Origin of the sequence: Amycolatopsis sp. NBC_01286 (genome assembly GCF_035982555.1) — a bacterium.
In the GTDB taxonomy this organism is placed as follows: Bacteria; Actinomycetota; Actinomycetes; order Mycobacteriales; family Pseudonocardiaceae; genus Amycolatopsis.
Genome location: NZ_CP108428.1, coordinates 3464672 through 3491169, shown reverse-complemented (window position 1 = coordinate 3491169; position 26498 = coordinate 3464672). Strand labels below are relative to the sequence as shown.

Annotated in this window: 24 protein-coding genes; 9 read left to right on the top strand and 15 right to left on the bottom strand. The window is 64.2% G+C overall.

Annotation, left to right across the window (positions count from 1 at the left end; all coding sequences use genetic code 11):
* Positions 1–37 precede the first annotated feature (37 nt).
* From OG570_RS16980 to OG570_RS16965, 4 genes are all read right to left on the bottom strand, one after another.
* Positions 38–709, bottom strand: coding sequence for a hypothetical protein (locus OG570_RS16980; protein WP_326957569.1), 672 nt, complete (start codon positions 707–709; stop codon positions 38–40).
* A 239-nt stretch (positions 710–948) separates the two neighbouring features.
* Entirely contained in the window at positions 949–1083 is a 135-nt protein-coding gene (locus OG570_RS16975; RefSeq protein WP_326957567.1) for a hypothetical protein, read from the bottom strand.
* A 96-nt stretch (positions 1084–1179) separates the two neighbouring features.
* Entirely contained in the window at positions 1180–2145 is a 966-nt protein-coding gene (locus OG570_RS16970) for a sigma-70 family RNA polymerase sigma factor (RefSeq protein ID WP_326957565.1), read from the bottom strand.
* A gap of 561 nt (positions 2146–2706) precedes the next feature.
* Positions 2707–2937: a hypothetical protein gene (locus OG570_RS16965; protein ID WP_326957563.1), complete on the bottom strand. Its 231-nt coding sequence runs from the start codon at positions 2935–2937 to the stop codon at positions 2707–2709.
* A 515-nt stretch (positions 2938–3452) separates the two neighbouring features.
* On the opposite strand from OG570_RS16965, the gene OG570_RS16960 reads away from it, so the two are divergent.
* Entirely contained in the window at positions 3453–4481 is a 1029-nt protein-coding gene (locus OG570_RS16960) for a tyrosine-type recombinase/integrase (protein ID WP_326957562.1), read from the top strand.
* A gap of 85 nt (positions 4482–4566) precedes the next feature.
* Positions 4567–5583: a DUF6414 family protein gene (locus OG570_RS16955; RefSeq protein ID WP_326957560.1), complete on the top strand. Its 1017-nt coding sequence runs from the start codon at positions 4567–4569 to the stop codon at positions 5581–5583.
* Between the two features lie 38 nt (positions 5584–5621).
* Here the strand turns inward: OG570_RS16955 and OG570_RS16950 are convergent, their stop codons facing one another.
* Positions 5622–5789: a hypothetical protein gene (locus OG570_RS16950; protein WP_326957558.1), complete on the bottom strand. Its 168-nt coding sequence runs from the start codon at positions 5787–5789 to the stop codon at positions 5622–5624.
* A 96-nt stretch (positions 5790–5885) separates the two neighbouring features.
* On the opposite strand from OG570_RS16950, the gene OG570_RS16945 reads away from it, so the two are divergent.
* The 3 genes from OG570_RS16945 to OG570_RS16935 all read left to right on the top strand — a co-directional run bounded on the left by OG570_RS16945 (position 5886) and on the right by OG570_RS16935 (position 9293).
* A complete protein-coding gene (locus OG570_RS16945; protein ID WP_326957557.1) occupies positions 5886–8060 on the top strand; it encodes a hypothetical protein in 2175 nt (724 codons plus the stop codon).
* A gap of 115 nt (positions 8061–8175) precedes the next feature.
* Positions 8176–8628 carry a hypothetical protein gene (locus OG570_RS16940; RefSeq protein WP_326957556.1) on the top strand — a complete coding sequence of 151 codons (453 nt, stop codon included), beginning with the start codon at positions 8176–8178 and terminating at the stop codon, positions 8626–8628.
* Complete coding sequence (locus tag OG570_RS16935; protein ID WP_326957554.1) at positions 8625–9293, top strand: 3'-5' exonuclease; 669 nt, start codon at positions 8625–8627, stop codon at positions 9291–9293. Before OG570_RS16940 ends, OG570_RS16935 begins: the two co-directional genes overlap by 4 nt.
* Before the next feature lie 229 nt (positions 9294–9522).
* Here the strand turns inward: OG570_RS16935 and OG570_RS16930 are convergent, their stop codons facing one another.
* Positions 9523–10527 (bottom strand): thiopeptide-type bacteriocin biosynthesis protein, encoded by a 1005-nt coding sequence (locus OG570_RS16930; protein ID WP_326957553.1) that lies wholly within the window; start codon positions 10525–10527, stop codon positions 9523–9525.
* On the opposite strand from OG570_RS16930, the gene OG570_RS16925 reads away from it, so the two are divergent.
* The gene (locus OG570_RS16925) at positions 10489–11184 is read left to right on the top strand and encodes a hypothetical protein (RefSeq protein ID WP_326957551.1); all 696 of its coding nucleotides are present in this window, start codon (positions 10489–10491) and stop codon (positions 11182–11184) included. The two genes, OG570_RS16930 and OG570_RS16925, sit on opposite strands and share 39 nt — an antisense overlap.
* Before the next feature lie 458 nt (positions 11185–11642).
* Here OG570_RS16925 and OG570_RS16920 read toward each other — a convergent pair whose 3' ends face one another.
* Complete coding sequence (locus tag OG570_RS16920; protein ID WP_326957549.1) at positions 11643–11900, bottom strand: excisionase family DNA-binding protein; 258 nt, start codon at positions 11898–11900, stop codon at positions 11643–11645.
* Positions 11901–12145: 245 nt separating this feature from the next.
* Here OG570_RS16920 and OG570_RS16915 point away from each other — a divergent pair, with 245 nt between their 5' ends.
* Positions 12146–12949, top strand: coding sequence for a hypothetical protein (locus tag OG570_RS16915; RefSeq protein ID WP_326957547.1), 804 nt, complete (start codon positions 12146–12148; stop codon positions 12947–12949).
* An 87-nt stretch (positions 12950–13036) separates the two neighbouring features.
* Here the strand turns inward: OG570_RS16915 and OG570_RS16910 are convergent, their stop codons facing one another.
* Entirely contained in the window at positions 13037–14068 is a 1032-nt protein-coding gene (locus OG570_RS16910) for a hypothetical protein (protein ID WP_326957544.1), read from the bottom strand.
* A gap of 640 nt (positions 14069–14708) precedes the next feature.
* Here OG570_RS16910 and OG570_RS16905 point away from each other — a divergent pair.
* Positions 14709–15170, top strand: coding sequence for a hypothetical protein (locus OG570_RS16905; protein ID WP_326957542.1), 462 nt, complete (start codon positions 14709–14711; stop codon positions 15168–15170).
* On the opposite strand, the gene OG570_RS16900 is transcribed toward OG570_RS16905, so the two are convergent.
* The 3 genes from OG570_RS16900 to OG570_RS16890 are packed head-to-tail and all read right to left on the bottom strand — an operon-like array spanning position 15161 to position 17748.
* Positions 15161–15478, bottom strand: coding sequence for a hypothetical protein (locus tag OG570_RS16900; RefSeq protein WP_326957539.1), 318 nt, complete (start codon positions 15476–15478; stop codon positions 15161–15163). The two genes, OG570_RS16905 and OG570_RS16900, sit on opposite strands and share 10 nt — an antisense overlap.
* Positions 15479–15481: 3 nt before the next feature.
* Positions 15482–16795 (bottom strand): hypothetical protein, encoded by a 1314-nt coding sequence (locus tag OG570_RS16895; protein WP_326957537.1) that lies wholly within the window; start codon positions 16793–16795, stop codon positions 15482–15484.
* Positions 16792–17748: a hypothetical protein gene (locus tag OG570_RS16890; RefSeq protein WP_326957535.1), complete on the bottom strand. Its 957-nt coding sequence runs from the start codon at positions 17746–17748 to the stop codon at positions 16792–16794. Before OG570_RS16890 ends, OG570_RS16895 begins: the two co-directional genes overlap by 4 nt.
* A 126-nt stretch (positions 17749–17874) precedes the next feature.
* Between OG570_RS16890 and OG570_RS16885 the strand changes: the two genes are divergently transcribed.
* Positions 17875–18045 (top strand): hypothetical protein, encoded by a 171-nt coding sequence (locus OG570_RS16885; RefSeq protein ID WP_326957533.1) that lies wholly within the window; start codon positions 17875–17877, stop codon positions 18043–18045.
* 569 nt (positions 18046–18614) lie between these two features.
* Here OG570_RS16885 and OG570_RS16880 read toward each other — a convergent pair.
* The 4 genes from OG570_RS16880 to OG570_RS16865 are packed head-to-tail and all read right to left on the bottom strand — an operon-like array spanning position 18615 to position 26372.
* Complete coding sequence (locus OG570_RS16880; RefSeq protein WP_326957531.1) at positions 18615–19664, bottom strand: Wadjet anti-phage system protein JetD domain-containing protein; 1050 nt, start codon at positions 19662–19664, stop codon at positions 18615–18617.
* 2 nt (positions 19665–19666) lie between these two features.
* Positions 19667–24073 carry a hypothetical protein gene (locus OG570_RS16875; protein WP_326957529.1) on the bottom strand — a complete coding sequence of 1469 codons (4407 nt, stop codon included), beginning with the start codon at positions 24071–24073 and terminating at the stop codon, positions 19667–19669.
* Positions 24070–24810: a hypothetical protein gene (locus tag OG570_RS16870; protein ID WP_326957527.1), complete on the bottom strand. Its 741-nt coding sequence runs from the start codon at positions 24808–24810 to the stop codon at positions 24070–24072. The genes OG570_RS16875 and OG570_RS16870 overlap by 4 nt, the downstream gene beginning before the upstream one ends.
* Complete coding sequence (locus OG570_RS16865) at positions 24807–26372, bottom strand: hypothetical protein (protein WP_326957525.1); 1566 nt, start codon at positions 26370–26372, stop codon at positions 24807–24809. The genes OG570_RS16870 and OG570_RS16865 overlap by 4 nt, the downstream gene beginning before the upstream one ends.
* Positions 26373–26498: the final 126 nt, after the last annotated feature.

Below are 26498 nucleotides of genomic sequence, written 5' to 3'. Positions count from 1 at the left end.
TATGCAGCCGGAGTGCGACTCGGCCGTCCGGGTGGAGTTAGCGGCACTCGCTCAGCCGTCGGGGCGGTAGCGCCGATGATGACGTCATGGTTTGGCATCCGTCAGGTGTTGTTGAAGGCTCGAAGGTAGCTGCAGCAGCCCTTCGAGGCCGGCGGTTTCCAGCAGCAGCTCGACGAGCGAGTCGGCGGGCGGGAGTGCCTCGGCGTTGAGGGACTCGCCGATCTTGCGCAGGGCGGCCGCGGGAACCGACGAGGCCGTCGACCAGGCGCCGGTAGCGGGCCCGGGTGGTCGCGGTGAACAGCTCGTCGAGCTCAGCCTGGCGCTCGGGCGCGTTGAGGCGCTCGCGGGCGGTCGGCGGCAGCTCGGCGGCCTCGTCGACGGCGGGGCCGGTGTAGGGAAGGACCTTTCGGATGATCGGGAGGGTGTTGGGCCCGACGTTGCGGACGCCAAGCAGCGCGGCGTCCGGGGTGGCCTGCACTTCCTCGGTGTGGACGAAGCCGCCGCGGGCGAGCGGGGGGTACCCGCGGCCGGTCCCGCCGGCGGCGTCCCGAATCCGCTGCTCGACGGTGTGCAGCGGGGTCCGAGTGCCGGCCATCGGCTGCAGGGACCAGCCGGTGATCTCACCGGTGCCGTAGAGGCTGCGCAATTGCTCGGCCATCTCGGTCGCGCCGACGACATGCAGGACCCGGCCCGGCCAGACCCTCGCCACGCCGAAGAGTGAGTCGTCGCTGGTGATTCCCAGTACCGGCCGGTCTGGTCGTAGCTCTCGAAGGCGATCGCGATCCGGATCGCCTCGTGCTCCGGCGACGATGAATGACCAGGGCCTTCGGTGCTCATGCTGGGCATCTTCGCGCACGGTGACGTCGGGTTCGGGGAGCGCGCGGTCCGTGTCCGGCCGGAGAGTGGAAGGGCGGGAGCCCGTCGCGAGGACGGGCTCCCGCAGCGGGGTTACGCGGCGTTCCAGAACGTCCGGTAGGCCACGGCCTGGGCCGTCAGGTAGCCGTCGAGCGCCTGGCGGCTGGTGTTGCCGTGCAGCCGGTAGGCCGTTCCGCCGTTGCAGCGGAGGTCCCAGAACGGTGACAACGTTGGGCATCTCGGCATGATCCCACCGGGACCAGGCGGGTGACCACGGCTCAGGCGTTGAACTCCGTACGGCGCTCCCCCACCCACGACTCTCCGTCAGTCGTCTGATTCCGATCTCGAGTTCAGCGCGTCGGCGATGATCTTGGGCTTGAGCTTCGAGAGTGCACGGTGCTGAATGATGCGTACTGCCCCGGGAGTGATGCCGAGTGCATCAGCGGTATCGATCGTCGAGAGTCCGCTGCCGATACGAAGGAGGAGTACGTCTCGTTGCTGGTCAGGCAGTTCGAGGAGAAGCTCGCCGAGCGGCGGTATTTCAGACGACGAGGAGAACGCCCGCGTCGGGACCTCCGGCACCTGGTCGAACAGGACCTCTGCCGGAAGCTGCTGACTGGCCTTGTACAGAGTGGAGAGTTTCCTCTGGGTGATACGCACGAGAAAATGGAGAACCTCGTCGACGGGCACTTGGTGACCGGAGTTGCGGTAGTCGAGGTAGTCCACCAGCACCTCCTGGAACACATCCTCGGCCGCCATCCCCGGAAGCGCGAACGCTCGCATGCGAGCCAAGATGTAGCGGTAAAGCCCGTCGGTGACTTTCTGCGGAAGCCAGGAGGACACGTCTTGGGTTGCAGGCTCGACGGCGTCCGCTCGCTCAGGCAGAACGCTGGTGTGATCCAAAGACTGCGGTGCCGGCAGCAGGCCGTCTTCGACGGCTCGCTTGTATAGGTCCAGGCGCGTACTGGCTGCGCGATCAGACTCCCGGAACTTGTCTCGAGCGCGGTTGAGGTACTCACGAACGGTGCTGACCTGCAAGTTCAGCTCTCGCCCGACGGCGTCGGCTGTCTTGCCCGAGGCGTAGGCCTTCAACACCGCGACTTCCTGCTGACTGAGCCCGATTCCCCGCTCCCGGCGCGCAGGCTCCTCGGACTCGACCGGTCGCAGCCTCCTCTTCCGCGTTAGGCGACGTTCGACCGCCGGGACGGGAGCTGCGGACGCCAACCACCTCCGGAAGAGATCGACGCAGCTGTTACAGGCGTTCACCCGCTGACCATCGGATGCGTGCATGTAGATGACACGGTCGGCAGGCCGTGTGCAACGGAAACCCGCTATCGCAAACTCGCACGTTCCCAGCAGCCCGATTGAGACGTCTTCGCTGTGCTCGGGCGGTGTCGGACGAGCGTCCCGTTCACGTCGCCGACGGCCTGCGGAGCGGCAGGTCGACGAGCAGTACCGACGCGGGCGCCCCCTACCGTCGTTGCGAGCGGGAGGCAACGGCGTGTTGCACTGCTCACAGGTGAGCTGGCTTGCCCGTTCGGGTGTTTTCGTGCTGGACGAAGGTCCCGGCATAGCAACATCCTAGAGGAAGACTGGACATCTCACCAGGGGAAACGCTATTTTCGTGCCATTAGCCAACGAAAGTGACTACAGTGGCACCCGTTGACGACGAGTGCCACCGGAACCCAAACTGCTCCCAACGGCTACAAGTGACACTCTCCGAATAAGCCCGGAACGTCTCGCTCGGCAGCGGTGAAACTTCTGTGACCCCTCCTGCGATGTAGTGGAGGAAGGGACACAGAGACAGGGCCCAGAACACCGAAGTGAACTGGGCCCGCCCCTGGCACGTGATCAGTCTTGGTAGGACTGCGTGATCACGTCGCCGATCATCACGAGGGCCCTCGCCGTCGCGGCGAGGGCTTCGTGCTGCTTGAGCACGGCCAACGCCTCGACGACCAGCAAGCTCGGACGAACAACCGTCCGCCACGCCTGCAAGGCCCTCTTACTACCGCCTTCCTCCGGGTCGTTGCCGTCACGAAGTGTCGGCTGGTTCCCATCGGGAGGGTCGTGCTCGGTGAACATCACCTTCTCCTCTCTTCGAAGCCCGGCTCGTCGCCGGACGTCCTGGCCACGAGTTTCGTGACCTCGAAGAGCGGAGGATCAAGGTGCAGATCCACCTAGGGATCCACCCGAAGGTGGAGCCCGAAACAACGATGACCTACGGCCGCCGCAAGCACAAGCAACCCACATGCGCGCTTCGTCCCCTGGTATCGACACCGGGCCGTAAACCGTACGACCGGACTTGTTGAGTCGACCCCTAGCAAGTTCGTTTCAGCAGGTGAGAACCCTCGGTTGGTCCGGACCAATGCTGAAGCAAGATCGCTTCTCACCCACACGGGTGAAGGAAATTTTTTTGTGACTCAACGTTAACCTCACACGAAATTAACCGTAAAGCGGAGGCGACTCCGGTTATCAGATAGGCTTATACCAGAGCAATTGAGCGCGCTTTAGTGAGGGTAGGTAAACAGTTCTACTGGGCGCCAGCCCGATTCTGGCCTGCTTCTGATACTTATGAGTATCAGAAGTAGACTCCGGCCGTGACTTCCGATATTTCGGTCCAGGCGGATACGCAAGGCGCCGGAACTACTTCCGATATTTCGATCCCCCTCGAAGGCGGTGCGGTCGACGAAGCTCGGCGGCGGCCGGGCGCGGCCGCAACGGTGGTGCCGGCGGCGTTCGTCGAGCGGTTCGACGGGTACGTCGCGGCGAAGGCGCGACCCGGCGAGCCGCTCGACGACGACACGGTCCGGGCGTACTGCTCGCGGACGCGCCAGTTCCTCGCGTGGCTCGATGGGGCTGACGTCGACGGTGACCCGCTCGTTGACGGCCAGGCGCGCGACGGCGCGGTGCGGAACTACCGCGCGTACCTGCTGACGGTGGCGAAGCGGAAGCTCTCGACGGTCAACGCGCACCTGACCGCCGTCGACGACTTCCTGCGCCACGTCGGCGTCGGACCGGCGGCGGCGAAGCGCCAGGAGGTGCCGAAGTCGGCGCCGCGGGCGCTGAGCGACCGGAACCGGACGCGGTGGCTGCGCGCGGCGCAGCGAGCCGACGCCCGCGGGAAGGCCTTGGCCTACGTCGAGTACTACGGCGGGCTGCGCGGCGGCGAGGTCGTCGCGCTCGACGTCGGCGACGTCCGGATCTCCGCCCGCAAGGGCGTGCTGATCGTGCGGTTCGGCAAAGGCGGTAAGTACCGGGAGGTGCCGCTGCACTCGCAGCTGCGCGCGGCCATCGAGGAGTGGGTCACCGAGCGGGCCGGGTGGCCGGGTGCGGCCGAGACGCCGGCGCTGTTCCTCAACCGCCGCGGCGGCCGGCTCTCCACCCGCGGCGCTTACGACCAGCTGAAGGCGATCGCTGCGGATGCGAATCTCGCTTTCGGCCGCGACGGCGACCTCACCCCGCACTCTCTGCGCCACACCACCGGTACGAACCTCGTGCGCGACGGGGTCGACGTTGTCCTGGTCGCCGAGTTGCTCGGGCACAGCGTGGAGACCGCACGGCACTACAGCCAGCCCACCGAGGCTGACAAGCAGGCCGCGATTGAGCGCCTGACCGTCGACGAGTAGACCAGGTTTGCGACATCGCGCTGTCCGTTCTTGTGCCGCAACGAGCAGAACCGATCAGTACTCATCGGTATGCCATACTGACGCAATGCCCCACGAGCAGAAGCCTTATGTGATCGTCTACCAAAACGCGGATTTCGTCGGAAGCCTTTACCAAAGCGAGACGAACGACGGTCTCCCCAACACGAGTCAATACGAAACATCCGGCACCTCGGATCAGAGTCGAACCGGCACGAACAAGGGGCAAGGCAGCATTAAGGCGGGAGGAAATATTCCTGGAGTTGCGAAACTCGAGGGAACTGTTGGCGGCGGAAAAGAGGTTGCTAACAAAGATGGGCAGACCTCGACACGGCGTCACCGCGTCGAAATGTCTCGTGACACTGCACTATATTTGCATGTACTTCACGAACGCCTCGACAAACTCACAACAACGGTTAGCAGCAACAGCGACGGCGCCGCACTGGACACGGGCTCCCTCGTAAAATTTCACGGCAGGTTTCGGCCCGACCCCATCAGCGCACTGTTGGACCTCGGGAGCCCAGACGCTGTCGCGGAGATGACCCGGTTTGCGACCCGTCAGGGAAAGCGCGCAAAAATTGTTGAAGAAGATTGGGACATCGACAAGGTCAAAGTACGCTGGGAGCTTGTCGAGCAGGAGGCTACGACTAAGGCCGATCTAGCCCGCACGATCACCGAAGCAGTACATACGGATTTTCGCCGCAAGACCACTACGGAACTGCATTGCAAAATTGATTCCTCACTGACCGCGCTTGTCGTGTGCGAGGCGGAACACTTCGTTACAGCCGATCCCGATCGACCTCTCGACGGAGACTTTACCGTTTTCGGCAAAGTGGTTACGAAACCAGAGCAAGATGTGCCGATTTTCCGCAAAAACAAGTTGTTGAGCCGCATGAATCACGAGTGGGTGAAGTACATTCTCTCCGAAATTACCAACTTGACGGAAAAATCTGTCAATGGCGAAGCAATGCCGGGATTTCTCAGAGATGAAACTGAGGGTAAAGTGCCACCTCCGTTCAATCTTGATTTTCCGGCCATTATTGAAGGGTATTCCTTTACCGTGCTTCCGATCGCGATCTACGCCTGACCAGCTGCGACCCGGGGCACCCGGTCGTTGACGAGTGATCAGGCGTCTTCCGGCACCCAGCACGGGGGAGCCTGGACGCCCCGGTCGCGATACAAGCCCCTGACCGGCGGCGTGTACTCGTCGAACCACGGCTCGACCTCGGCGATGGGCGGCTCTTCTTCCCGGCCCGGAGCGACCTGCAGCTCCTCGACATGGGCGATGTCCAAAATTCAGGCAGATACTATACTGATAATCTTTAGAGACAGCCCACGGACGACTTCCTGGTGACCGACCAGAACCTCCGGCCCGACTAGGGTCGGCATGTGGCTCGTACCTACTCGCAGCAGACGATCAAGCTGCTCTTCGCGCGCGCACGGCAATGCGCGTACCCCGGCTGCAGTACGCAGCTCGTACTCGAGCACCGTGGCCAGCTCACCGTCGTAGCGGAGATCGCGCACATCCGATCCGAGAAGCCCGACGGCCCCCGGCACGACCCCGCGTACCCAGCAGAGCTGATCAACGAGGAAGAGAACCTGCTGCTCCTGTGCGGCACGCACCACAAGCCGGTCGACGACCACGAGTCCATCTACCCCGTCGACGAGCTCCTCGACTGGAAACGCGAGCAAACCGCGGCGGCCAGCGACCGGAGCCTAACGGAAGGGCAGGTCGAGCAGATCTTCCTGCACTACGACCTCAACCGGCTCGGCCGCGAGGGCTTCGAAAAAATTTGCCAGGCGCTTACTGTCCACGTGCTCGGCCCCGGCACAGAGGTTTTCGTAGGCCCCGGGCCAGATGGCGGGCGCGACGCCGCGTTCGACGGGCCCACGAAAGGGTTCCCGAGCCGGCAGGCGCCGTGGGACGGCTATATCGCCATGATTGCGATGTTCAGTCAACCGCAATCGAATCCGCGCTGGGCTAAGCGCGCGCTCGGTCATCGGATCAAGCGCGAATTCAACTGGTGGTCCCAGCGGGTTGAGCGGGGCGACCGGCGGCCTGACTACTTCATTTTCGCGACCAACGTACAGTTGACCGCCGATGACGGCGAACTCGCGCCCTTGACCGAGCTGATCGACCTTCACGCTGACGAATTCGGGCTCCGCGATTGGCTGATCTGGGATGAGAAACGGCTTGGCGAGCTTCTCGACGCCTACCCGGACGTCCGTCATGCGGTCAGCAGTCTATCTGCGTCGAACGAGATCGTCGCCGGCGTTCTGGCTCGCCTCTCTACCGCGCCAACCACCAAGGTCTACCAACCCGGGGAGTCGGGCCACGAAGCAGCGTTTCAGCCCGCTTACGATGCCGCCGGTGGCGTGTACATGCTGGGCAATGCACTCGGACAGGTACAAGAACACCAACTCGGCTGGCTCCAGTTCTTCCCTGGTGGTGCTGGGGGCGAACCGGCCGTGCTCTGCGCGCTCTACGGCAAGAAGGTAGTTGTCGTCGCGACCGCGGTGTGGAACGACATTGAGGCGATCGGGGATGGAGTTTCCGGCGGAGGCGCGGTCGGGATCGGATTCCCAATGTTCGAGGAGAACACCTCGGGCGCCTTCGTACGTTCAGACGTCAAGACAGTCGAGTTGGCCGGCGGTCGGTGGGACCCCGAGCGCCGAGGGCGGCTTCTCCGGCCGGCTGGTGGATCGCCCGTCTGGCAGCCCGAGCTGACTTTCGACAGCGAAGCCTCGAAGCACCGGGACGCCTGGTCAAGCCTCTTCGACCAGCGGGATCTCCGCATCCGCGTGGCAGCCCGGATCCCCTTGTCGGCCAGAGTGTGGCGGATCTCCGGACGGGCGCGCATGCTCGAGGCAGTGGATGCCACCGGAATAGCCGCGTTCTTTTCCACGCTCGCCGACCGATATTCTGTTCAGACTTCAGCTGATTCCTGGCAGGAAATCGACAAACCTGACGGCGAGAACAACAGCCGGTTCGCCGCCTACCAGATCACGGCCAGCACCTCCGACGGCCGTACCGCACTCGCCCTGTGCCTGCGGCTGACCCTTCCCGCCGGTCGCGGCACCGAAGTTCACACCACGGTCGACCTGCGCGTCGACTTCAGCGCCCTCTCAACACCGACCGAGTCCCCCGACGACGTCCCTGGCACACGTCCTCTGGCGTTCAACGAGCTCACGACCTTCCTCGTCCGCGCCTGGCCGACAGCGACGGTCGCGCTTCTGCTCGGCGCCGTCGAGGACCCGCTGGCCGCACCTCCCGCCGGAGCAGCCAGACTGGAATTCCACATCGGCAATGAGCAGCCCGGTCATTCCGATCGTCGCCCAACGATTCCCATCCTGGACATGATCGACCTCTCACTTCTCGGCTCCCCGCGTGGCGCTGGTCCACGTGCCCTGTCGATCGGCGTGACCACGCCGCTGGGCCTCACGGCGACCGCAATCGGCGAAGCCGTTGACGAAGCTCTCGTGTGGATGGTGGAAGACGCGGGCTTCGTGACCCCGCACCCCTCAGCCGGCTCAGCGCGAAATACACCGCGCGAGCCAGCATGAACTCCGATGCCGGCGCCCTCACGCAGTACCAGACGAAGCTGACCGCACTGCTACGAGTCATGGCTGAGGCCTACCGCCTCAACCTAACCGCAGGCACGCCAGCAACGAAGCGCTCGTGCTCGAACACGGACGCTGGTTCACTCCGACGTCCCTACCACCAGATCGACCCCGTGGCGAGCCGCAGCGCTGCTACCGCAACGCGTCCCTGCACAGCGAGACCTACGGGCTGGTCTACGTCGAGGGGTTCGCCATCCACACCAGCGGATTCCCAGCCCCGCACGCCTGGTGCGCACGGCTCGACGGCACGGTCGAGGACCCGACCTGGAACACCGATGGACACGCGTATCTCGGCTTGCCCTTCACCGCCGACTACCTCCACGATCACGAGACTCGTGCAGGTATGCACACCGTCCTATTCGACCAGCACCGCACCGGCTGGGCCCTGCTCACGCACGGCGTGCCAGCGAACTCGCTCGCGCCAATCGGAGAGCGCGCCGACTTTGGAGGGTTCTCGTCAACGACGAGCGCAGTCAGATTCCGGCCGACAGATGCGATGCCTCGACAATGACGCATCTGGCCGAAGATCTTCGAGCGCATCGCACCCGATTCGTCGTCATCGACTTCGAAGGCCTCACCCCTGCTGGACGACCGCCAGTGCCGGTCGAGGTTGCCGCCGTCACGGTCGCGCTCTCGCCGGCAGGCCACTTCACCGAGCTGGACTGCTATCAGTCGCTGATGGCGCCGCCACCGGATGTTCCAATCACCAGGTTCGACCAGGCGTCAGGGATCACGGAGAATTTGCTGGCCACCGCACCGGCGGCGTCGGCAGTCATGTCCGAACTCGACCGGCGTGTGCACGCACCAGCCACAGACGCCGGCGACGCGATCCTGCTCGTCGCCCACCACGCCGCCACCGAGCGGACCCTGCTGCACGGCCAGCGCGACCACTGCCCACGCCTCGCCAACACTCCGTTGCTCGACACTGTCCGGCTGGCCCGCACCTGCATACCGGAACTCCCCTCTCACAGCCTGGACCACCTAGCGCGGCACCTCGAGTTGCCGATCCCACCTGACCGGCACCGCGCGCTCGCCGACGTCCGACTCACCCTTGCTGTTCTCCAGCGCCTGCTGCAGCGAGGCAGGTGGTCCACGTTGATGGACCTCGAGCGCATCGCCCTCATGCCGGCGAAGAAACCAGGCCTAGGCGTCGCCGACCAGCCCGGTCTCTTCTGACCAGGAACGCCATGAAGAGAGTTTTCTTCGCATAGTCCCGCAAGCTGTCCACAGGTTACCCACAACTCAACGCATCTGTGGATAAGTCGACTTGTTCTGATCGTCGTAGGTGGCGCCCACCTCGATCATGTCGATCAGACAAGACACGGGAGGCAGGACAGCCGGCTCAACAGCGGACAGCGGCCGATCACGGCGGTCAACGTGGAGGTGTTCGGCGTGGGATTCATGGTCAGCGCCGGGGCAGCAGCGCGGCGGCGGCTGCGCGGGCAAGGATGCCCTGACTCGTAGCAGATAGACCGAAGCGGTTCCAGTGGAAGATCACCACGTGGGTGAGGATGGCCCGCAGGCCCCGGTCCAGGCGCCCGGCTCCGGCATCCGCGCCGAGCCGGTCGCCGCCAGCGTGCAACGCGGCGAGCCACGGCGCGGCGTGCGCGACCGGCCCGCTCGGAGTGAACAGTTCACTGTCTGCCAGGTCGGTGATCGACAGGAGCAGGCGCACGTTCTCAACCAGCTTGCCGATGCGTTCCGTGTCCGCGTCAGAGGGTGCAGGCCGCAGTCGAGCGACCCGGTCGAATACGTCGCCGCGCTCGAAGGCATCGAGCCCGGCGGCGTGCATCAATCCGCTCAGTAGCAGGAACGACAGCTCCCGGCGGCCGAGGCCAGGACGGTCCTGGCGCAGGTAGTTGAGCACCCCCGCGCTGTCGGCGCAAAACAGCTCGTGGACGGTGTCGATGCCGGTAGGGCCCCCGAAGGCGGCGGTCTCCGGCTCGTACACCGTCGGCCGCCAGCGCGAGATGACTCCGATGCCGGTCAGCTCGTCGAGCACGCGATCGACGGCCGTGGCGTCCGCACACGACAGGCGTAGCCGCCAGCAGGGGTGTTTGCGCAGGAACCACCACCCGGCCACCGCCTCGTCGGCGCAGAGCCGGTCAAGAGCCGGGCCAAGCGTCGTGGCCCCGATCGTCTCGGCGGCCGACCAGTCGGTGAACTGGACGCGCACCTGGTACCACTCCTCTTCGGCACGTCGTTCCAGTGCAGCGATCCCGGCGGCCTGGTAAATGCGGCCCGCGCGATCGTCGGCACCCTCCAGCGGCCTCTGCTCGCCATCGACATCGACCCCGAAGACACCGGCGCCGGTGCCGACGCTGGCGACGTAGTCGCCGAACAGCTGCTCCTCTGGGCCGACCGCTACGGGATGCCCTGGCTGCGCCGCGAGTCCGGCCGCCCCGGCCACACCCACCTCATCATCAAAACACCGCCGTGTCTGCGCGAAGAGCTCCAGCTCGTCGTCCGCACGGTCGCCAGCCGGCAGAACGTCTCTGCTACCGTCCGCTCCACTCTCCGGCTCACCTCCTCTCCGCACCGGCACGGGCTACCCAGCCCCGTCCTGAGCTGCACGCTCACGACGGCCGACGTAGACACGCCCGTCACGTCCACAACACCGCATACAGCACGACCCGCGCGTCCGCGACGCGGCGCCAACCGCAGCAGATCCGAATCCGAATACGGCCACGCCCTCGCCCTTGCCCGCGCCAGCCATAGCACTGCGCACGCCTGGGCCTTCGCCAACCTCAGCGGCACCAAAGCCCGCGAGATCGGCGAGAAAGCATGGCGGCGCTGGTTCTGGGCACCCGCCACCACCATCGCCGCCGCCGAACGTGGCCTCACCGAGCAGCAGGCATGGGATCTCTTCCACCAGGCTTCTCCCGCCCAGGCTGCCCACATCGGAAGGGACGTGTGGCGCCGCAACCGCTGGTTACCCGCCCTCCGCGAGGCGGCGGAACTCGGCCGCGACGCAAACGCCTCGGACCGCACCACGCCACCGGCCGCGTATGTGAACCCTCACCTCGCCGTCTCCAGCAGGTCCAAGCGGCGCTTCACGCGGCCGTAGACCGGCATGTGGCACGGAGATCCAGCCCCGGAGGGCGCAACGACACGATCGCCGGCGTACGGGTCAGCAGCCTGCACGCCGCACTCGACGCGTTCGCGCACGCAGTACTCACCACCGACGGCTCGATCTCCGTTCGCCACTGGGCCGAGCGCGCAGGTCTCGATCCCAAGACCGTCCGCCGAGCCCGCGACGCCGCGCTCAAGCTTGGAATCCTCGAATGCGTGCGCCGCTACACCGGGGGCGAAGCCGACTGTGACGCATTCACCTTGAGCGAAACCGCAGCAGCCGAACACAACACGACGTCAACTTCCCCCACTCTGTACACCCCCTCCCGCGGTCAAGCGGACACCCTCAGGCTGCAATCACAACATCAGCGCGATATGCGCCAATTCGCGCTTAGTCGCAACCTGAGGGCTAAACCCACCGACCTTGGTTGCCAACGCCGCGCCGAAACTCTTCTACCTACTACCACCCTCGGCACCGTTCCTCATCTGCAGCGTGATCTCACTGCAGTCAACTACCCGCATTTCCGAGACAGCAACTTCCTCCATCGCGTCGATCGCTTTCGCCGGGATCGAGATTCGCCCTCGCGTCCGGATCGCCGGGAAGGCGTCGTCATCTACCGCACGGTAGATCGTCATGGCAGAAACGCCGAGCAACTTCGCCGCTTGATCGACCGTCAAGAAACGCGGCGTGCTCACTTTGGACTCGGACATCACAGACCTCCGCATACTACGTGACAAGGGGAGGTCGGCGCCGACGGTCCGAGCGACCGCACACATCGACACCATTACCTTCAGCATCCGCCAGGAACATCAACTCGTCAACCTGGCGCCGACGCAGCGGTGACCCCACGGCATACTGAAGCAGATTGAGGGCGACGACCCGTACCGAGACGCCATGAACTAGACCGTCGCGGCGCAGGAGCTAAACTATCCTCAGCCACGACAAAAGGAGCCAGATGACACTCGTTCTAACATGGGCCGATCACGATAACATCATCCATGTTGCAGATCGTCGTATTGGCTCCATTGCGGCAGGAAAATACGAACCACGAGATGACAAAGCTAGTAAAATTATCCTAGCTGGCGGAACTCTGATCGTTAGCTTCGCCGGCCTCGCGGAACTCGAACGACATCGTTCAACTTCCAATTGGATCATGGATCAGCTTGCACTCGAATGGAATCCCAACACCGAATTGGGCGCCGTGCTCCAAAAAATTGCGGACAAGTTAACCAACTTAACGCAGCGCCGTCGTCGGTTCCGCAACCAAGCCCTCAGGATTACCCTCTGCGGATGGGCACTATCCGACACCGACGAGGTAACGCTCATTGCAGGAATAGTGACAAATCTTGATTCTCACAATAGCATCATGACGTCCTTCAAGGGGATTGCGCACGAATTTCCACATCGCGGCGGCTGGTGGGAGAACGGCGCAGTACTACCCCCAGATATTCGAAACGAAATGATCCGACTCCTTCGGCGCGGAAAGAGAAAAGGTATCGGACCAGTCGCCATTGCTGACATTTTGTTGCATGCGATCAGGCGGACACACCGCCGAAATAAGACCGTTGGGCCGACTGCTTTAGTTGGCATTTTACCTCATGCCGAAGTTGAGCGCGGAAGAAGGATAGGGACGATCAATATCTTCACAACCACTGACGGAAGCGCGAGCATCAGCAGAGCAATGCTCATTGGAGTTCCAGCCGACGTGAAGCGTCTCACGGCTGTGCCAAGCCACCTGAGCTCGTACCGCGTCAGCTAACACTCGACATCGCAGCGATGAGTGGATCTGCGGCACACCCGATAGCTGCCGCGGCATTAAAGGTAAAGACATAGCCGCACCCGGAACTCAGTTAAAAGCCCGAATAATTACATTCAGCACAGCCCGGATTGCAGACCAGTCCTGCAGCGCCATAACTTGCGAATCATTCTCGGCAGACCTCAGTTTTTCCTTGAAACGGTCTTGCAGCTCAGCCTTGCCGACGACCTCACCTTGATACTGCTGAACACCCCGCTCAAAAGAGGTCCACTGAATTGGATGCAGCTCTCCTCGGCCATCACGGAGAACATCCATACCGAAATACAGCTCGATAGATGCAGCCCTTCCATTGACGTCGGCTTTCCCGATATACCCTTCGGGATGGCTCGCGTCAGGCGGTCCAAGTGTCGGATATGAACGAAGGAACTCCATCTCCGGCAAATAGCCTACACGAATATTGGCGGGCAAAGGTCCAATTTTTGCCAGCGCCGACCGAGCGGCAGAGTCGTTATCGAACAGTGCTACAACTCTATTAACAATTCCCGCCGAGGCGAACGATTTCACTAAGGTCGTCAACCATCCAACTCCGCCAGGTGGACGTCCAGAGAAGTCCATGATGTGAATCAGATCAATCAAATGAGGATATAGCAGCCTCAAAGCTGGCCCTAAGATATCAGCATCGCTCCGACCCTCTGTCAAAACAACCATTTTCGAGTATTGAGGGCGGGTCTCCAGCAGGTGTTGCAGGGAGTTTTCACAAAGAAGATCAGGCTTGCCCAGAAGGCTTAGTTCCTCAATGTGAGCAGTAAGATCCAGTTCGACAGACTGATTTGCCTTTGCCATAAGTAATGCCCGAATGACGTATCGCATGTCGACGACAGGTTCGTCGTTATCAATCGGCAGCAGCGGAAATATGTCATCACCATCGAGTGAAGTTTGCATGCAATCAAGCCACCGCTGCACGGTTAGATTTTTTAAATGAGGCTCTTCTACTAGCAACGAATGATCATTGTTGATGCGCGCGATCCACTTCTCGATTCTCGAAGCCGTGACGCTCGGCGTTATGCCCAGAGCGTCGAGACGGTCGGCGATCTCCGGACCGTTTCCTGCGAGCTCGTGCACCTCAGCAGGATGCCGCTGCCCACAAGCGCATCTTCCATTGCGCAGACGAGGAGTCAGGCCGTGGTCGATAGCGCCGTCGAACGGCCGTCGTCGGTACATACCGTCGTGAAATATTGCCAGAATTTCAGCTGGAAGCTCCCCTTTAAGGTGTCGAATCCTGAACCCGCCAACTGACAGCCACTGCCAACTCATAGCACTATTGTGGCGCATTAAGACGCCGCTTGTCAGGAGCCACGCTGATTTCGGCGCTCACGGAGGCCGTGGTTGGTGGTTAACAGGCTTGCCTTACAGGTCGGCGTCGGGACGTCCCACCAATCGATCCACCTGGCTCGGTGGACGCTCGACACGGTTCGATGGAACCATCCGATGTTGACATCGATGTGTCCGGGACTACCGGTCAGCACGGGTTGCCAAGGGAGATCACCAGCCAGCCCAGCACGATCAAGGAAGCCCAGCCGGCGTCTCCTGCTCTATCACGCTGCAGCTCACCGTTCGACAACCGTCTGTGCTTTCGAACGCCACCGTGCGGCACGAGAGCGCCCTGACGACTCGAGAGGTGCTCGCTTCATCAGTAACAGATAGGTTGCACACGCGAGGCGACGGAGCCGACAGTCGAGGACTTGGGTCTACCATCTGACATATGAGCCGTCTGTTGCCGGAGATCGAAGACGCGCCGCTCTATCTACACTGGGTTAGGCAGGGAAAGCTACATTGGAATCAGGACTGGCTGGACGACCATGGCCCAGCGAGGTCGCACATCCCAGGGCTAGCTGAGCACATCTCCTTTGCCAACTACGATTTGCGACTCAACGGGCATCCGACGATCGAGACTGACAATCAGGGGCGACCGTTCGTTACTTGTGTCCGGCCGATGACGGCGCAGGAATTGAAAGAGACCCATGCGCACGCAATCGCACTGATAGGACGGACCGAAGCGGACGCCTTCATGCAGGCGAACATATACCGACGACTACGCAGATTAGCTGGCATGCTCGACGTAGTGGCGCACCACGGCTTCGAGCCGGCCATGCGATCCGCAGGACTCGACTACCTGCGCAGCGTCTATCCGCGGCAGGAGTTGCGACTTCGTCGTCAGAGTTGAAGACGCAAGTAGTTGAGCTCCTCAAGGGTGCTCAGCGGCGCCTCCAGTCGTCCTTCCGAAATGGCTAGAAGGCAGTGATCGATGATGCGGTTGGCGAGGATGGTCGAGGAATCGATGCGGGCGTCGCGTGCTGCTATGCCAGCTATGCGGGCTACGCGGTAGTGCAGGCCAGCGCTCGTAGCGTCCTCAGACAGCCGTACGTGAAGCAGATGACACACGCGAACAATCCATCGGGCCAGGTCGCTGTCGGCGGCGACAATGATCGACTCAAGCTTGGTGACGAGATCGTCCAACGAGGCGGCTGACATGGGTCACCAGTCCTCAAGGAAGTCAGCCAGCGAATCCCGGGCCTGTCGAGCCCGATCGGCTTCCCCCGTCGAATTGCCGCCCCACCAAAGATTCTCAGGGAGTTCGCGGAACGATTGAGGTGCCAACGCCTGTTCGCCCGGTTTGCTGAGCGCAACGTAGTGGGCTTTAAGCGCCCGTTCCGACTGCGACGGTCGGAGCCGGACAAGCTCGGTCACGCCCTTTCCGGCGAGCGTGGCCAAGGCGCCGGGCAGCCCGGCGATGCTCCAGGCAGCGACAGCGCCCAGCGCCCAGCCGAACGCGTCGCCCACCACTGCGTTGCCCAGGATGCCCCGCCGAGTGCTGACACCAAGCTGCGCGAGGCTGGCCTCCATGTGCTCGGCGACCACGGCACGTGCCCCGCGGAGATCGCCGCTATGCAGATGATCGTCAGCGTCTAGCAGTGAACTCCGGATGTCGTCGCGGAAGATTGAAAAACTGCTGTCTTTCCGGATATGCACCATGTCGGTCAGCGTGATGTCATCAAGGCCCGGCAGATCCAGGGTGACCAGTTGGTCTAATCGTGAGTCCGCCGCGTTCGGCAGGCCGGAAGCTTTGGGCACGCGGCTCATGATCGCGTCGAGCGCCGCAGCGTCGTAGCGACCCTGGAAATACAGCGTTCGTTCACCGGGTGGCATGGTCAGGTCGGCGTCGCCGGGAAATTGACTTTCCAACAGTCGGCGCACGACCATCTTGGCCGCCCGCTGACTGCGCGACCTCTCCCCTGAGTGCTCATAGATACCGTCCCCAACCAACGATATTATCTCAGCGAGCACCTCGGATTCGGCGAGTAGTGCCCAGAGGTCGGGCTCCGGCTCGAACACACGCACTATCTGCGCTCTAACCAGAGGTTCGATCGCGCAGACGTACGCGAGCGCGGCCAAGAAGTCGGCGTCCGCGAGTTTGGCCGTCAGTGGGTTTCGGATCAGGATGCCGTGGGCATACAGGAGCAGGCTCTGATTCTCACGGCGGTAGCTATCCGCGATCGCGGCCGGATCACCTACACGGACCGCAGATCTGCGTTCGGCGAGCCGCGCCGCTTCGATTGGATCTGACGCGCCATTGCCAGAGATCGGCCAGAGTTGGCCGGGACGTTGCATAGCGCGGAGCTCGCCGAGCCGGTCGCCGAGCCACGTCTCGCCCATCTGTTCGTAGAACGTGGCCTTGCGAAAGAGCACGTGATGCGGATGCTCGGCGATACGTCTGCCGAGCTCGGCGCACGAGGAACCGAAGACATTCTCGATGAAGTCGACCAGATGCCGACCGTTGCCTGCACTCATCGATCCTCCAGCCCGAGTCGCTCCATCGCTCGGGTATACATACGCATCCCCACGGAGTCCTCGTCAATGACGGTAAGCAGCTGCCGCGCGGTCTCGCACAGACCGAGCAGGAGGTAGCCATCGGCAATGCGCTCAAGGCTTAGCTCGTCCCACTGGGGCCACCACCAAAATCCTGAGCCTGGCATGCGCCAGCCTCGTTCAGATGCAGCCATAACGACCTCGAGAGGTACGGCCTCGAACGCCAAAATGGCAGCTTTCGCCATCCTCCGCACGACGTCCGCGTCGCCGACGAGCGCCCGCGCCAATGCCAGCCAGGACCGGCACTCTACTCCCACGTGGGCGAGAAAGGGCAGGTAAGCCGGATCAGGCAGGCGTTCTACCAGCGCGTCGGTGATCGCAATGACCTGGGGGGCCAGCCCGCCGCGCTCCTTCGGCGTGCCCGGCGCGTCACACGCAACGCCGAACAGTGCCTCCACAATGTCCAGCGTCGGCCGCAGCGAGGTCGCCACCGGAGCGATACAGTCAAGCGCTGCCCGCAGCGGGGCGAGGCCGTCGTCGTCGCGGTCTGCCAGCGCAGCCAGTAGCAGTAACACTGTGGTCTCAGGGTGCCGTGCCTCACGGCTGGCGGCCTGCTGGGCGGAGCGGAGCTGTTGAAGCCGCCGCTGGTGGGACGACTTGTCATGGTCAGCGTGCAGGCTCAGCAGGCTGCGGACGACGGCACCGTACGGGTCACTGTCACCGAATGTCACCACATCCTCATGGTTAAGTGTCTGCCTGAGCCGCTCCTCGAAAGCCGTACGCTCGGGTGAGAGCCGGTATCCCTGGAAGACCACGACGTTGCGACCAACCCAGCCATCAGTGATGTCATCCCGGTACCACAGGATCGAGCGTGCCTCAGTGGCGACCTTCTCCAAGATCGGCGGCAGAGTGAGGGCACCGATCTCGTGCAGCACCTGGGCGCGATAGAGGACTCCAGGAACTCCTGGCATGAGTACCGTCCCGTCACCACCATCGGAATCAGTTTCGCTAGCGATTCTACTAAGTGCGCGGCAGAGGAAGCGCCGGCAGGGGGAGCCCGCATGCCACACGGGCCCGAATCGATCATCTGGCAGGTCGAGCGAAGTAGCTGGAGCTTGGCCCCGGCAGATTTCGGCGCGTTCGAGCTGCTGGTTGTTTTATTCCATCATCGCAGCGCCTGGGGGGTTAAGACGTTGGTTGCGTGCAAGCGCGGCATGAAGGAGATGGAGTGAGCGTTCCTTTGACGAGCGGTTCCCCTCAACCGCGAGCGCTTCGACGACGCATCCGGCTCGCTGCAAATCCCGCATCGATAAACTCGGCATCTCTGTTTCCGGAGTTACGCCCCACCCGAATGCCACACTTCGACCCGGGCTCACAATGCTCACGCAGCACCCGGTCCCGGCCGCTCACGCCGCGTAGTGCAAACAGGTCGACCAGGGCTGCCGCAGTCGACATCTTGACCTATGCGGCGTGCTGGCGCCCGGCACACCCATCCTGACGACGGTCTCTCACCCCGTGCACCCATCTCCAGCCACGCACTCCGCCGACACACGCATCCAAGTTGTGATTTACGCCACGCTCTGGAGGAGCCCTCGCATGACCCATTTCGTGACCCGAAACCGTGTTGAACCGTGTGATTTCTGGGGTCCCGAGAGGCAACCATGAGGGTATAGTGGCTGGTAGAGGCCTTAGACGACGTCGTCACCCACTCTCCTAAAGCAGGTGTCGCAGGTTCGAATCCTGCCGGGGGCACAGTTCGACAACGATGGCTTCCCCGGATCAGGACTTGGGCGCGCGGTCGTCAAATCGCATCGAGCACGTCGCGGTGGTCCATCAGCAGCTCGTAACCGACTGCTTCCTGGGGAAGCCGGAATCCATCGATCAGCGCGTCGCGGGCTCGCTCGGCGTACTGGCCCAGCCACTCGGCAGCTTCGACAGCCACGGCTGCCGGTACTCGTGCGGCCGGACTCCTGTGCCGTGCGCCGAAAAGCAGCTCATAAAGCGGATACGCCGGAACGACCTCCGGGAGACCGGCCGCCCTCGCGCCGGCGTTCGCCGCGGCGGGAATCTGCAACCCCTTCAGGTCCACGTCGCCGAAGTACACGATCCGAGCCGGCGCCGGCACCAGCAACGGCACCGACAGCACCGCGGAGGGAAACTGGTTGCCGGTGCCATAACCCACGTGGCGTCCCGGGCCGCCTTCCGCGGCGTAGTGCCGCGTGACCTCCAAAAGCGACGCGTAGGTGTGGTGGTTCTCCGCGATGAGCAACGCTGTTCCCCTGGTGTCCACAGCGCCTGAAATCCATTGGGAGACAAAGGGAATGGGTACCGAATAGCACCGCAACAGGTCCGGCGTCAAAGCACCCGACCTGAACAACCGGGTGGCCAGGAGCTTGTTTAGCCGTTTCTCGTCACCGAAGAGCTCCAACGAGCGTTCTCGCATCGGCACTCTCGGCCGCGACGTGCCACCGTCCCGCAGAAAGGCCGCCACCGTCTCGAGCAGAGCGACCTCATCGTCCCGGCCGGCAATGCGGCCGGCCGCTTCGAGCGCGACCGGCCACACACGCGCACCTCGCGTCTCCCGCACGATCCGCTCGCGTGGCGGGCGGCGCACCCACAGCGGCAGAGCTGGCACCGCTCGCACGTCGAAGTGACGTGACGAGCTCGGCAAGACCACGAGCTCGGCGGCGACCAGCTCGTGCAGCGCATCGCGAATGTCCCCACGCGCGGTCGGCGCGGTCGCCAGGCTTCGATCGAACGTGACCGCTGCGGTGTACAAGGCCTCGACCTCTATCCGTTGCGTCGGTGCTGCCTCCACGCGATCGGCAAGGTACCTGGCGAGCGCACTCATGTTCACGACGCGGCGCCGTCGTCACGGGTGACGCGGGCGCTGGTGATGCCTTCGGCAGCCGACCCGAGCTGTTCTTCGACGACGACATAGCGTCGCGTGCGAAGTGCGCCTGGCGAGTTCCGCATCCGCACCACGTTCGGGAACTGTCCCACGGCACCGAGGTCTTCCACTCCGGTTGTGTAGACGAGCTGCACGCCGTGCGCGGCCGCCACATCTCTCTGCAACCGGAGGAGGGCAACGTGGCTGGCCGTGCCCAACGGGTTGTCCAGCACAAGCGTGCCGCCGAGCGCGCCCTTGCCCCGACCGCGGTTGACCGCACGCAGGCGAGCGAGAGTGCAGTAGAGAGCGACGCAGACCGTGAGCTTCTCACCGCCGGAGAACTTGCCGAGATGGGTCACATCGACCGGCTCGACCGCCAGATCGCTGTTCGGCTTGAGTACCTTGACCGTGAAGCCGCGCGGCGCCACCGACTCGTGCACACACCGCTTGAGCAAGGTGAGGCCTTCGGGTTTCGATTTCTCCGCCACAATCCGGTCCACAACGGCGTCGATCCGAGCGTGCAGGTCCTCCTCGCTGCCGGGCCGGACGAACCTGATCCGCAGGAAGTGCTCGTTCCCCCACCCGCCGAGGGTGCCTGGCAGCTTCGAGTGCCGGTGCGCCGAATCCAGGTTGGCGAGCACGTCCCGAACAAGTGCCGCGACTTCGACCACCACGAGCCGTTGATCACGTCCGATGTCGGCGAGCTGCCCATCGATAGTCGTGCGTCGCACTCTCATCTCACCCGCGCGGGCGGCGGCGCGTTCAGCCAACACATCGGAATCGTCCCCGGTGAACCGGTCTCGGATCGCATCAGGGATGCCGGAGAACCGGTTCTCCGCCGCAAGCTTGCGCACGTCACGCACGGCTTCTTCCGCGCGATGCCCGGTCGATGAGGCGAGGCTTGCGGCGGTGTTGAGACGTTTGAGCACGGCCGTCAACTCGGCCTCCGCATTGCTGCCGTCGTAGGCAGGTACGCCCTCGGAAACGACGGCCGGAGAGGCGGCATCACCGAGCCGGCTGGCTTGCTGGCCGAATACTTGAGCGACGGTGTTCGCCTCCTTCGCGGCCGTGTCTGCTTCGTCAGCTTCTCGGTGGAGGCTGGTCACCCTGCTGCTCATCTCGGTGGCCCGTCTCGACTCCTCTTCGGCCAGCTCGCGCGCCTCAGCTTCGGTTTCGGGTTCGACTTCGAGCTGCGCGTGCCGCAACCTGTCCTTCGGCTTCCGGCGTTCGACTTCGTCCCGCGCCTGTTCCAGTTCGGAGTCGGCGGCGGCCAACTCGCGCTGAGCCTTGTCGGCCGCTTCTCGCGAACGATCTTTCGCGGCGGCGCGGCGTTCCGCATCCTGACCGTCGCCGGTTTCGAGCAGGGTCGCCGCCCGTTCACGGACTGCCTCCGAGGAGCTCGCCAGTGTTCGGTCAGCTCGCTCGCCGCGATCGATGAGGGAGCTGAGCCGTTCGGCCAGCACGGACTGCGCGGCGACCGTCGCCCACTGCGAATCAAGCTCGGCGAACCGGCTCTGCAACACCGACAGCGGGTCACCATCCTTCACGACGACATCGGCGTGGTCGTGATCGAGCAGGGAAATCGCGCGGCCGTCCCGCTCGTACCGCTCCCGGTTGGACTTGTGGTCTCTGGCCAGGCCTCGGGCACTTCGCTCGGCTTCCTGATAGCTTCTCGCGCGACCAGCCGCTTCATCGGCGATACGTTCGTGCAACTCGACTTCCTTGCCGAGCCGCTCGATAGCATGCCGTAGCCCTGAGAGCTCGAAGACCTTGTCCGCCAGAGTCGCCAGCCGCTCGATCGTCCCCGCCAGCACCACGAGTTGCTCGACTATGACCTCCTCTTCGGCGGCATCCTCCTCTCCCTGGCGATCGAGTTCGTCGATCTGCTCTCGCAGTGTCCCGTCGGTGATCTCGATCGCATCGATCGCCTCTTGATGTTCGCCGATGGTCTTCTCCAGCGCATCCAGATGACCCGCGGGGCAGTCGCGCAGCAACGACTCCAACGCGCCCTGGAGTGTTCGATCCGCGTTCAGCTGCTGGTGGAGCGCGGTGATCCGCTGGTCCTGCTCGTGGCGTCGTAGCTCACGCTCCGTTCGCGCGCTCTCGGCCGCATTTCCGTCGAACAACGCCGGATCGCTGGGAACCACGGACCACGCCGGTGCGGCGGTATCGAGCGCCCGCTGCATCTGCGCGGCAGTGCACACCGTCACGTGGGAAATCGAATGCCAGTCGTGAGACGCCACCGCACTACGGGCACCGTCGGCGTCGGCATCGGCAACGACGACGCCCGCGGCGAGTTCGGCGACGTGAGCGTTCTCCAGCACCTCAGCACGTTCTGCTTCGGTGACGAGATCACGCAACAACTCCCACCCGGGCCGGGCCGGCACGCCCGCAGCGACAAGCACCTCGGCAGCGCGCTGGGCATCACGGGTGGTGGGCAGGAAGTCGTCGGCACGCAACGCTTCCAGCGCGCGGCTGTCGTCCGCAGCGTCAACACGGTTGTCCACAATCGCCGACTCGGCCGCCGCGGCCGCGTGGGTCAGGGCAGACCGCAAGTCAGCGGCTTCAGCCCACAGCGCGAGCCGACCACCTTCTTCGAGCTGCATCAGCTCGGCAAGCCGGGCGTCGGTTGCGAGTACATCCACGCGCGCGACCAGTTGCGCGCGGTCAGCAGCGTGGCGATCCCGTTCCGCCACCCTCTCGGCGCTGTCAGTCGCCAGCTTCCTCCGCTGGTCTCCCAGCACTTTGCGCCGCGCCGGTCGGGCCGCTCGCTGCCGGCGGACAACGTCGAGCCGTTTCGCTGCCGCACGCCTGGCGGTCCGGGACTCGGCGAGGACGACAGCCGGAACCGCCTCGGAATCCGGCAAGTCTCCCCGACTCACCGCACTGTCGAAAGCTGCGTCGATTTCCGCCACCTGAGCCTGCACGTTCTCCATCCGTACCTTGCCTTTGGCAGCGAGAACGCGATTTTCCTGTGCTCGAGCAGCCTCCGTCTCGGACGTCGATTTCGCGTCTTCGGCTGCCGTTGTCTCCATCTGCTCAGAGGCACGCTCATCGGCGGCGAGCGTCGAGTAGCGGATCTTCAGAGCCGCGGCGGCTTCGTCTCGGGCCGCGCGCAGTGGCGCGGTCTGCCGCTCCTCCTCAGCCATCTGCAGGCGCACGGACTCCGCTTGGTGCTCTGCTTCCATCCGCTCGGCCAGCGGCTCAACAGCCTCCCAAGCCAAGTTCTCGTGCTTGGTGGCCGCAACGGTGGCCGTCGCGGCTTCCTGCGCCGCAACCGCGACAGTGTGCCTGTGCCCGGCAGCGATCCTGAAGAGCTCGTTCGCGGCGTCGTTGACCCGGTTGCGCTCGCGGTCCAGTCTGAGGGCATCCTCGCGGAGTCGTCGTTCCTCGTCCGTGAACCACTCCTTGTCGACCTCCTTCGCCGATGCCGCGCTGCGCAGCGCGCCGGCGAGACGAGCGGCCGCCTCCCTCGACTCAGCTGCCTCACCGGCGGCTTTCGTAGCGAAGCCGTGCCGTTCGGCCAGCACCTCGAGCCTGCTCGCCATCTCGCTGCAAAAGTCGCGATCGACGAGTAGCTCCGGCTTGCGGCCGAGGACGCTGATGACCTTTCGCAGGTTCGAGGCGACGAGATCGGGTTGGGCGGTGTCGACGGTCAGGTCGATCAGGAAGTCGACGAACTTGTCGGTGGACGGGAAGTTGAACAGCTCGGCAACCCCGCCTTCCGAGTGGTTCATCTGCTTCTGGTAGCCGAACAACGCAGGATCGAGGTCTCGCGCGGTGAGCGTTTCCATCCACTGACCACGCTGGTCGGTGATCGAGAAGAGGAACTGCTGCGGCCGGGACGCCGCGATCTCCCGCAACAGGCGGACGAACTCAGGCATCGGCCTCACCCGGCCCGTCTCGTCGTGCACGGGCAGGAGGGCTAGGTCGAGTACGCCCGGTACCACGAAGAACGTGTAGTACCAGCCCCGGAGCTTGTCGCGATCGCGATCGGGGTCGACGGGCTTGCGCCGGTCCGTCCACTCGTACACCGCGCCCGTGATGAGCCGAGGTGCCGGCATCAAGCTGCCATCGGACTGCGCCACCCATTCGGCCACCGTGTGGCTGGTGTCGCCGGACGCGACGTAGTCCTCCAGGTGACGCTTGACCGACCTGCCCATGAAGTCCCTCCGCAAGGGCAGCAACAAGGCGAAGAAGAGGGACAGCAGGCTTGACTTGCCACCTCCGTTGCGCAGCCACAGGATCGAGTCGACGGGTTCGATCGCATCGGCTCGTTCGAGCGAAGACATGTTGAGCGTGAGGTCGGTGAACCGGGCGGCCCGATCACCGACGCTCGCCAGCCGCAGGCGTGACAGCTGGTAGGTCACGGCGCCTCCTCCGATGGGTGGTCGCCGCGGCGGATCGCGGCCAGCAAGTCGTACGTCGCATTGCCGGCCAGCTCACCGGCCTGGACGCGGAACCGTTCGAGCAGCTGAAAGGCCTCCGGGCCACGGGCGGGCGCGGAACGGGCGAGCCTCTGGTCCGCCAGCCAGGTGAGCACGTGGGCCACCCAGTAGGTCGACGACGCCGGAGAACGGCGCGCCTTGCCCTTTCCCCGGTCGGCCTTGTAACCGGGCGACAACCGGTCGAAGGTGCGCCACGCCTCGTCGAACGATTCATCCTCACGCTCCGTCCGTTCCGGCGTCCGTTTCAGCCGATCGCACATGTCTCGGACGAAGCGTTCGATCTCGTCGACCGACACCCACCGCACCCGATCGTCGTCGAAGTCCGCCGGCGTCGGAAACGCGTAGGCGGCAACGGCAACGCTCACGAGCCCCACCAGCAGCCGCTCGCTCACACCACCGACGTTCGGCAGGTCCGAGACGCGGTACGCGAACACCGACTCGCGACGTACACCGAGTACTAGGCCGAGGTCCGAGTCGGACAACACCTGCGCGTCCAGTCCGTCGAGGACGCTGTCGACCGCGGTGCGGAACTCCGTGTCGGCGCGGTATCGACCGAGAAGAGTCCGGTAATCGGAGTCGGCACCAGGACGCATCTTCGGGCGAAGAGCACAGCCGATGAGCACACCCACGTCGGCCAGATCACGCCGGCTGAGAGTCACGACGCCTCCCGATCTTCCCGTGCTCGTGGATGCGTCGTGGCCGCCCACCGTGCGAGCGCCTCTTCGTCCTCGGCCACGATCAGGTCGTCACCCGACCAGCCGGAAACGCTGATCGTCGTGCCGTCGGCATCGACCGCAGCGGCGGGTCCGAGAACTCGAGCAGCCGTATCCACAGCGGTGGAGACGTCCTGGGCGGTCTCAGGCGCGTAGTTCCAGAGCACAGCGAGGACGATGATCCGCTCGACCGCCGTGCGATCGAATCCTTCGGGCAAGTCCGCCACCCGAACGGCGAGGAGAAGGTCCGACAGGCGTGCCGGTAGTTCGATGGTGTCGACCACGCGCGCGGCGGCCACCAGAACTTCCGGAGGCACGGCCGGCGGGTCCGGATCACCGAGTTCGTCGTCGAGGACAGGCGGATCCTCCGGCGTGATCTCCCGACGTGGAGCAAGCAGATCGTCGACCAGATCCGCGAAACGGACGATCCGCGGCACCTGGGTACCAGCCAGGAGCACAGCGAAAGTCTCGGCGGGATCCACCGCGTCACCGGCCGGCATCGTGAGCAATGGGAGCAACACGCCATCGGCTATATCAGGATTTCGCAGGCCTCCGACCGGCCGGAACGACTGCCGCGTCTGCTCGTCGAGGAAGATCGTCCGCGCACTGACCAATCTTCCGTGCAGCTCCGTGTGCCGCTGACGGCACTCCTCCAGCAATCCCGCGATGCGCGCGGCCGCGGTGGCGATCGCGGGTTCCGCGTCGGCGGCGTCCAACGCGCCGCGGACGTGCTCGAGCAACTTGACTTCTGCCGCAAGGCGATCCTCGAGATGCGTTCGGCTGCGTTCCAGTTGTTCGGGTACGTGCTCGGCCCATTGCGTGAGCACCGAACGGATGTCCCGCACGGTGTCAGCCAGGAGCGTTCGCAGCTCGTCGGCGTAGCGAACGGAAAGCAGCCGTGACCGTTCCGCTGCTTTCTCCGCCTGCCCGAACGCCCCTCGTTCGAGCTGCCGGGCGAGCATGAGCTCGATCGCGGCCTGCTCGTCCTCGACGTCGAATTCCAGACCACCGACCAACGCGTTGATCGCATCCGTCGACGCACGGAGCACATTCACACCTCTGGCGTGGTCTTCGTGCTCGGTCAGCAGCCGGAACTCGGCAGATATCAGCCGGTGCCGAACGGATCCGCCGGTGTCGCGACCGAAGATCGAAATCCGGTAGCTGTACGGCGCTTCACGTTCACGGCGGTTCAGCAACACATCGACGACATATCGCGCGACTGCGCTGTGTTCGTCGGCGGTCCGTTCCGGCCGGGCGTTCGCGGCCAGCGCGCCCAGTCCGGCGACAACCTCGTCGTAGGTGATCTCGTCGTCGAACCCCTGCCTGGCGATGACCGTGTCGATGGCCGCCAGCGCGAGCGTCACGACGTCATAGCCGTCTGCGCCCCACGGCTGGCGTGCGGCGTTGTCCGCCGCGTCTGCCACAGGCCGAACCCGAAGGAGTGCCCGCACCCGCTCGCCGAACGACTCGTCGAACACCGCCCGTCCCATAGCCGACAGGTCGCTCACGTGTGATCACCCCCTCGGCGTGCCGACACCTCACCGTAGGGTCGACCTCCGACAGTTTCGGCACCCAGTCGCCACCGTTACACCCGTTCGGCCCAGCAGGTCACTCAATTCGCCGAAGAGGCCGCA

Excerpts from the sequence above, each read along its gene's own strand:
- OG570_RS16925 (WP_326957551.1), top strand. The coding sequence starts at position 10,489 with ATGCCCTGGCTGCGCCGCGAGTCCGGCCGCCCCGGCCACACCCACCTC.
- OG570_RS16920 (WP_326957549.1), bottom strand. The coding sequence starts at position 11,900 with ATGTCCGAGTCCAAAGTGAGCACGCCGCGTTTCTTGACGGTCGATCAA.
- OG570_RS16885 (WP_326957533.1), top strand. The coding sequence starts at position 17,875 with ATGCCACACGGGCCCGAATCGATCATCTGGCAGGTCGAGCGAAGTAGC.
- OG570_RS16880 (WP_326957531.1), bottom strand. The coding sequence starts at position 19,664 with ATGAGTGCGCTCGCCAGGTACCTTGCCGATCGCGTGGAGGCAGCACCG.
- OG570_RS16905 (WP_326957542.1), top strand. The coding sequence starts at position 14,709 with ATGAGCCGTCTGTTGCCGGAGATCGAAGACGCGCCGCTCTATCTACAC.
- OG570_RS16965 (WP_326957563.1), bottom strand. The coding sequence starts at position 2,937 with ATGTTCACCGAGCACGACCCTCCCGATGGGAACCAGCCGACACTTCGT.
- OG570_RS16955 (WP_326957560.1), top strand. The coding sequence starts at position 4,567 with ATGCCCCACGAGCAGAAGCCTTATGTGATCGTCTACCAAAACGCGGAT.
- OG570_RS16915 (WP_326957547.1), top strand. The coding sequence starts at position 12,146 with ATGACACTCGTTCTAACATGGGCCGATCACGATAACATCATCCATGTT.
- OG570_RS16970 (WP_326957565.1), bottom strand. The coding sequence starts at position 2,145 with ATGCACGCATCCGATGGTCAGCGGGTGAACGCCTGTAACAGCTGCGTC.
- OG570_RS16935 (WP_326957554.1), top strand. The coding sequence starts at position 8,625 with ATGACGCATCTGGCCGAAGATCTTCGAGCGCATCGCACCCGATTCGTC.
- OG570_RS16900 (WP_326957539.1), bottom strand. The coding sequence starts at position 15,478 with ATGTCAGCCGCCTCGTTGGACGATCTCGTCACCAAGCTTGAGTCGATC.
- OG570_RS16895 (WP_326957537.1), bottom strand. The coding sequence starts at position 16,795 with ATGAGTGCAGGCAACGGTCGGCATCTGGTCGACTTCATCGAGAATGTC.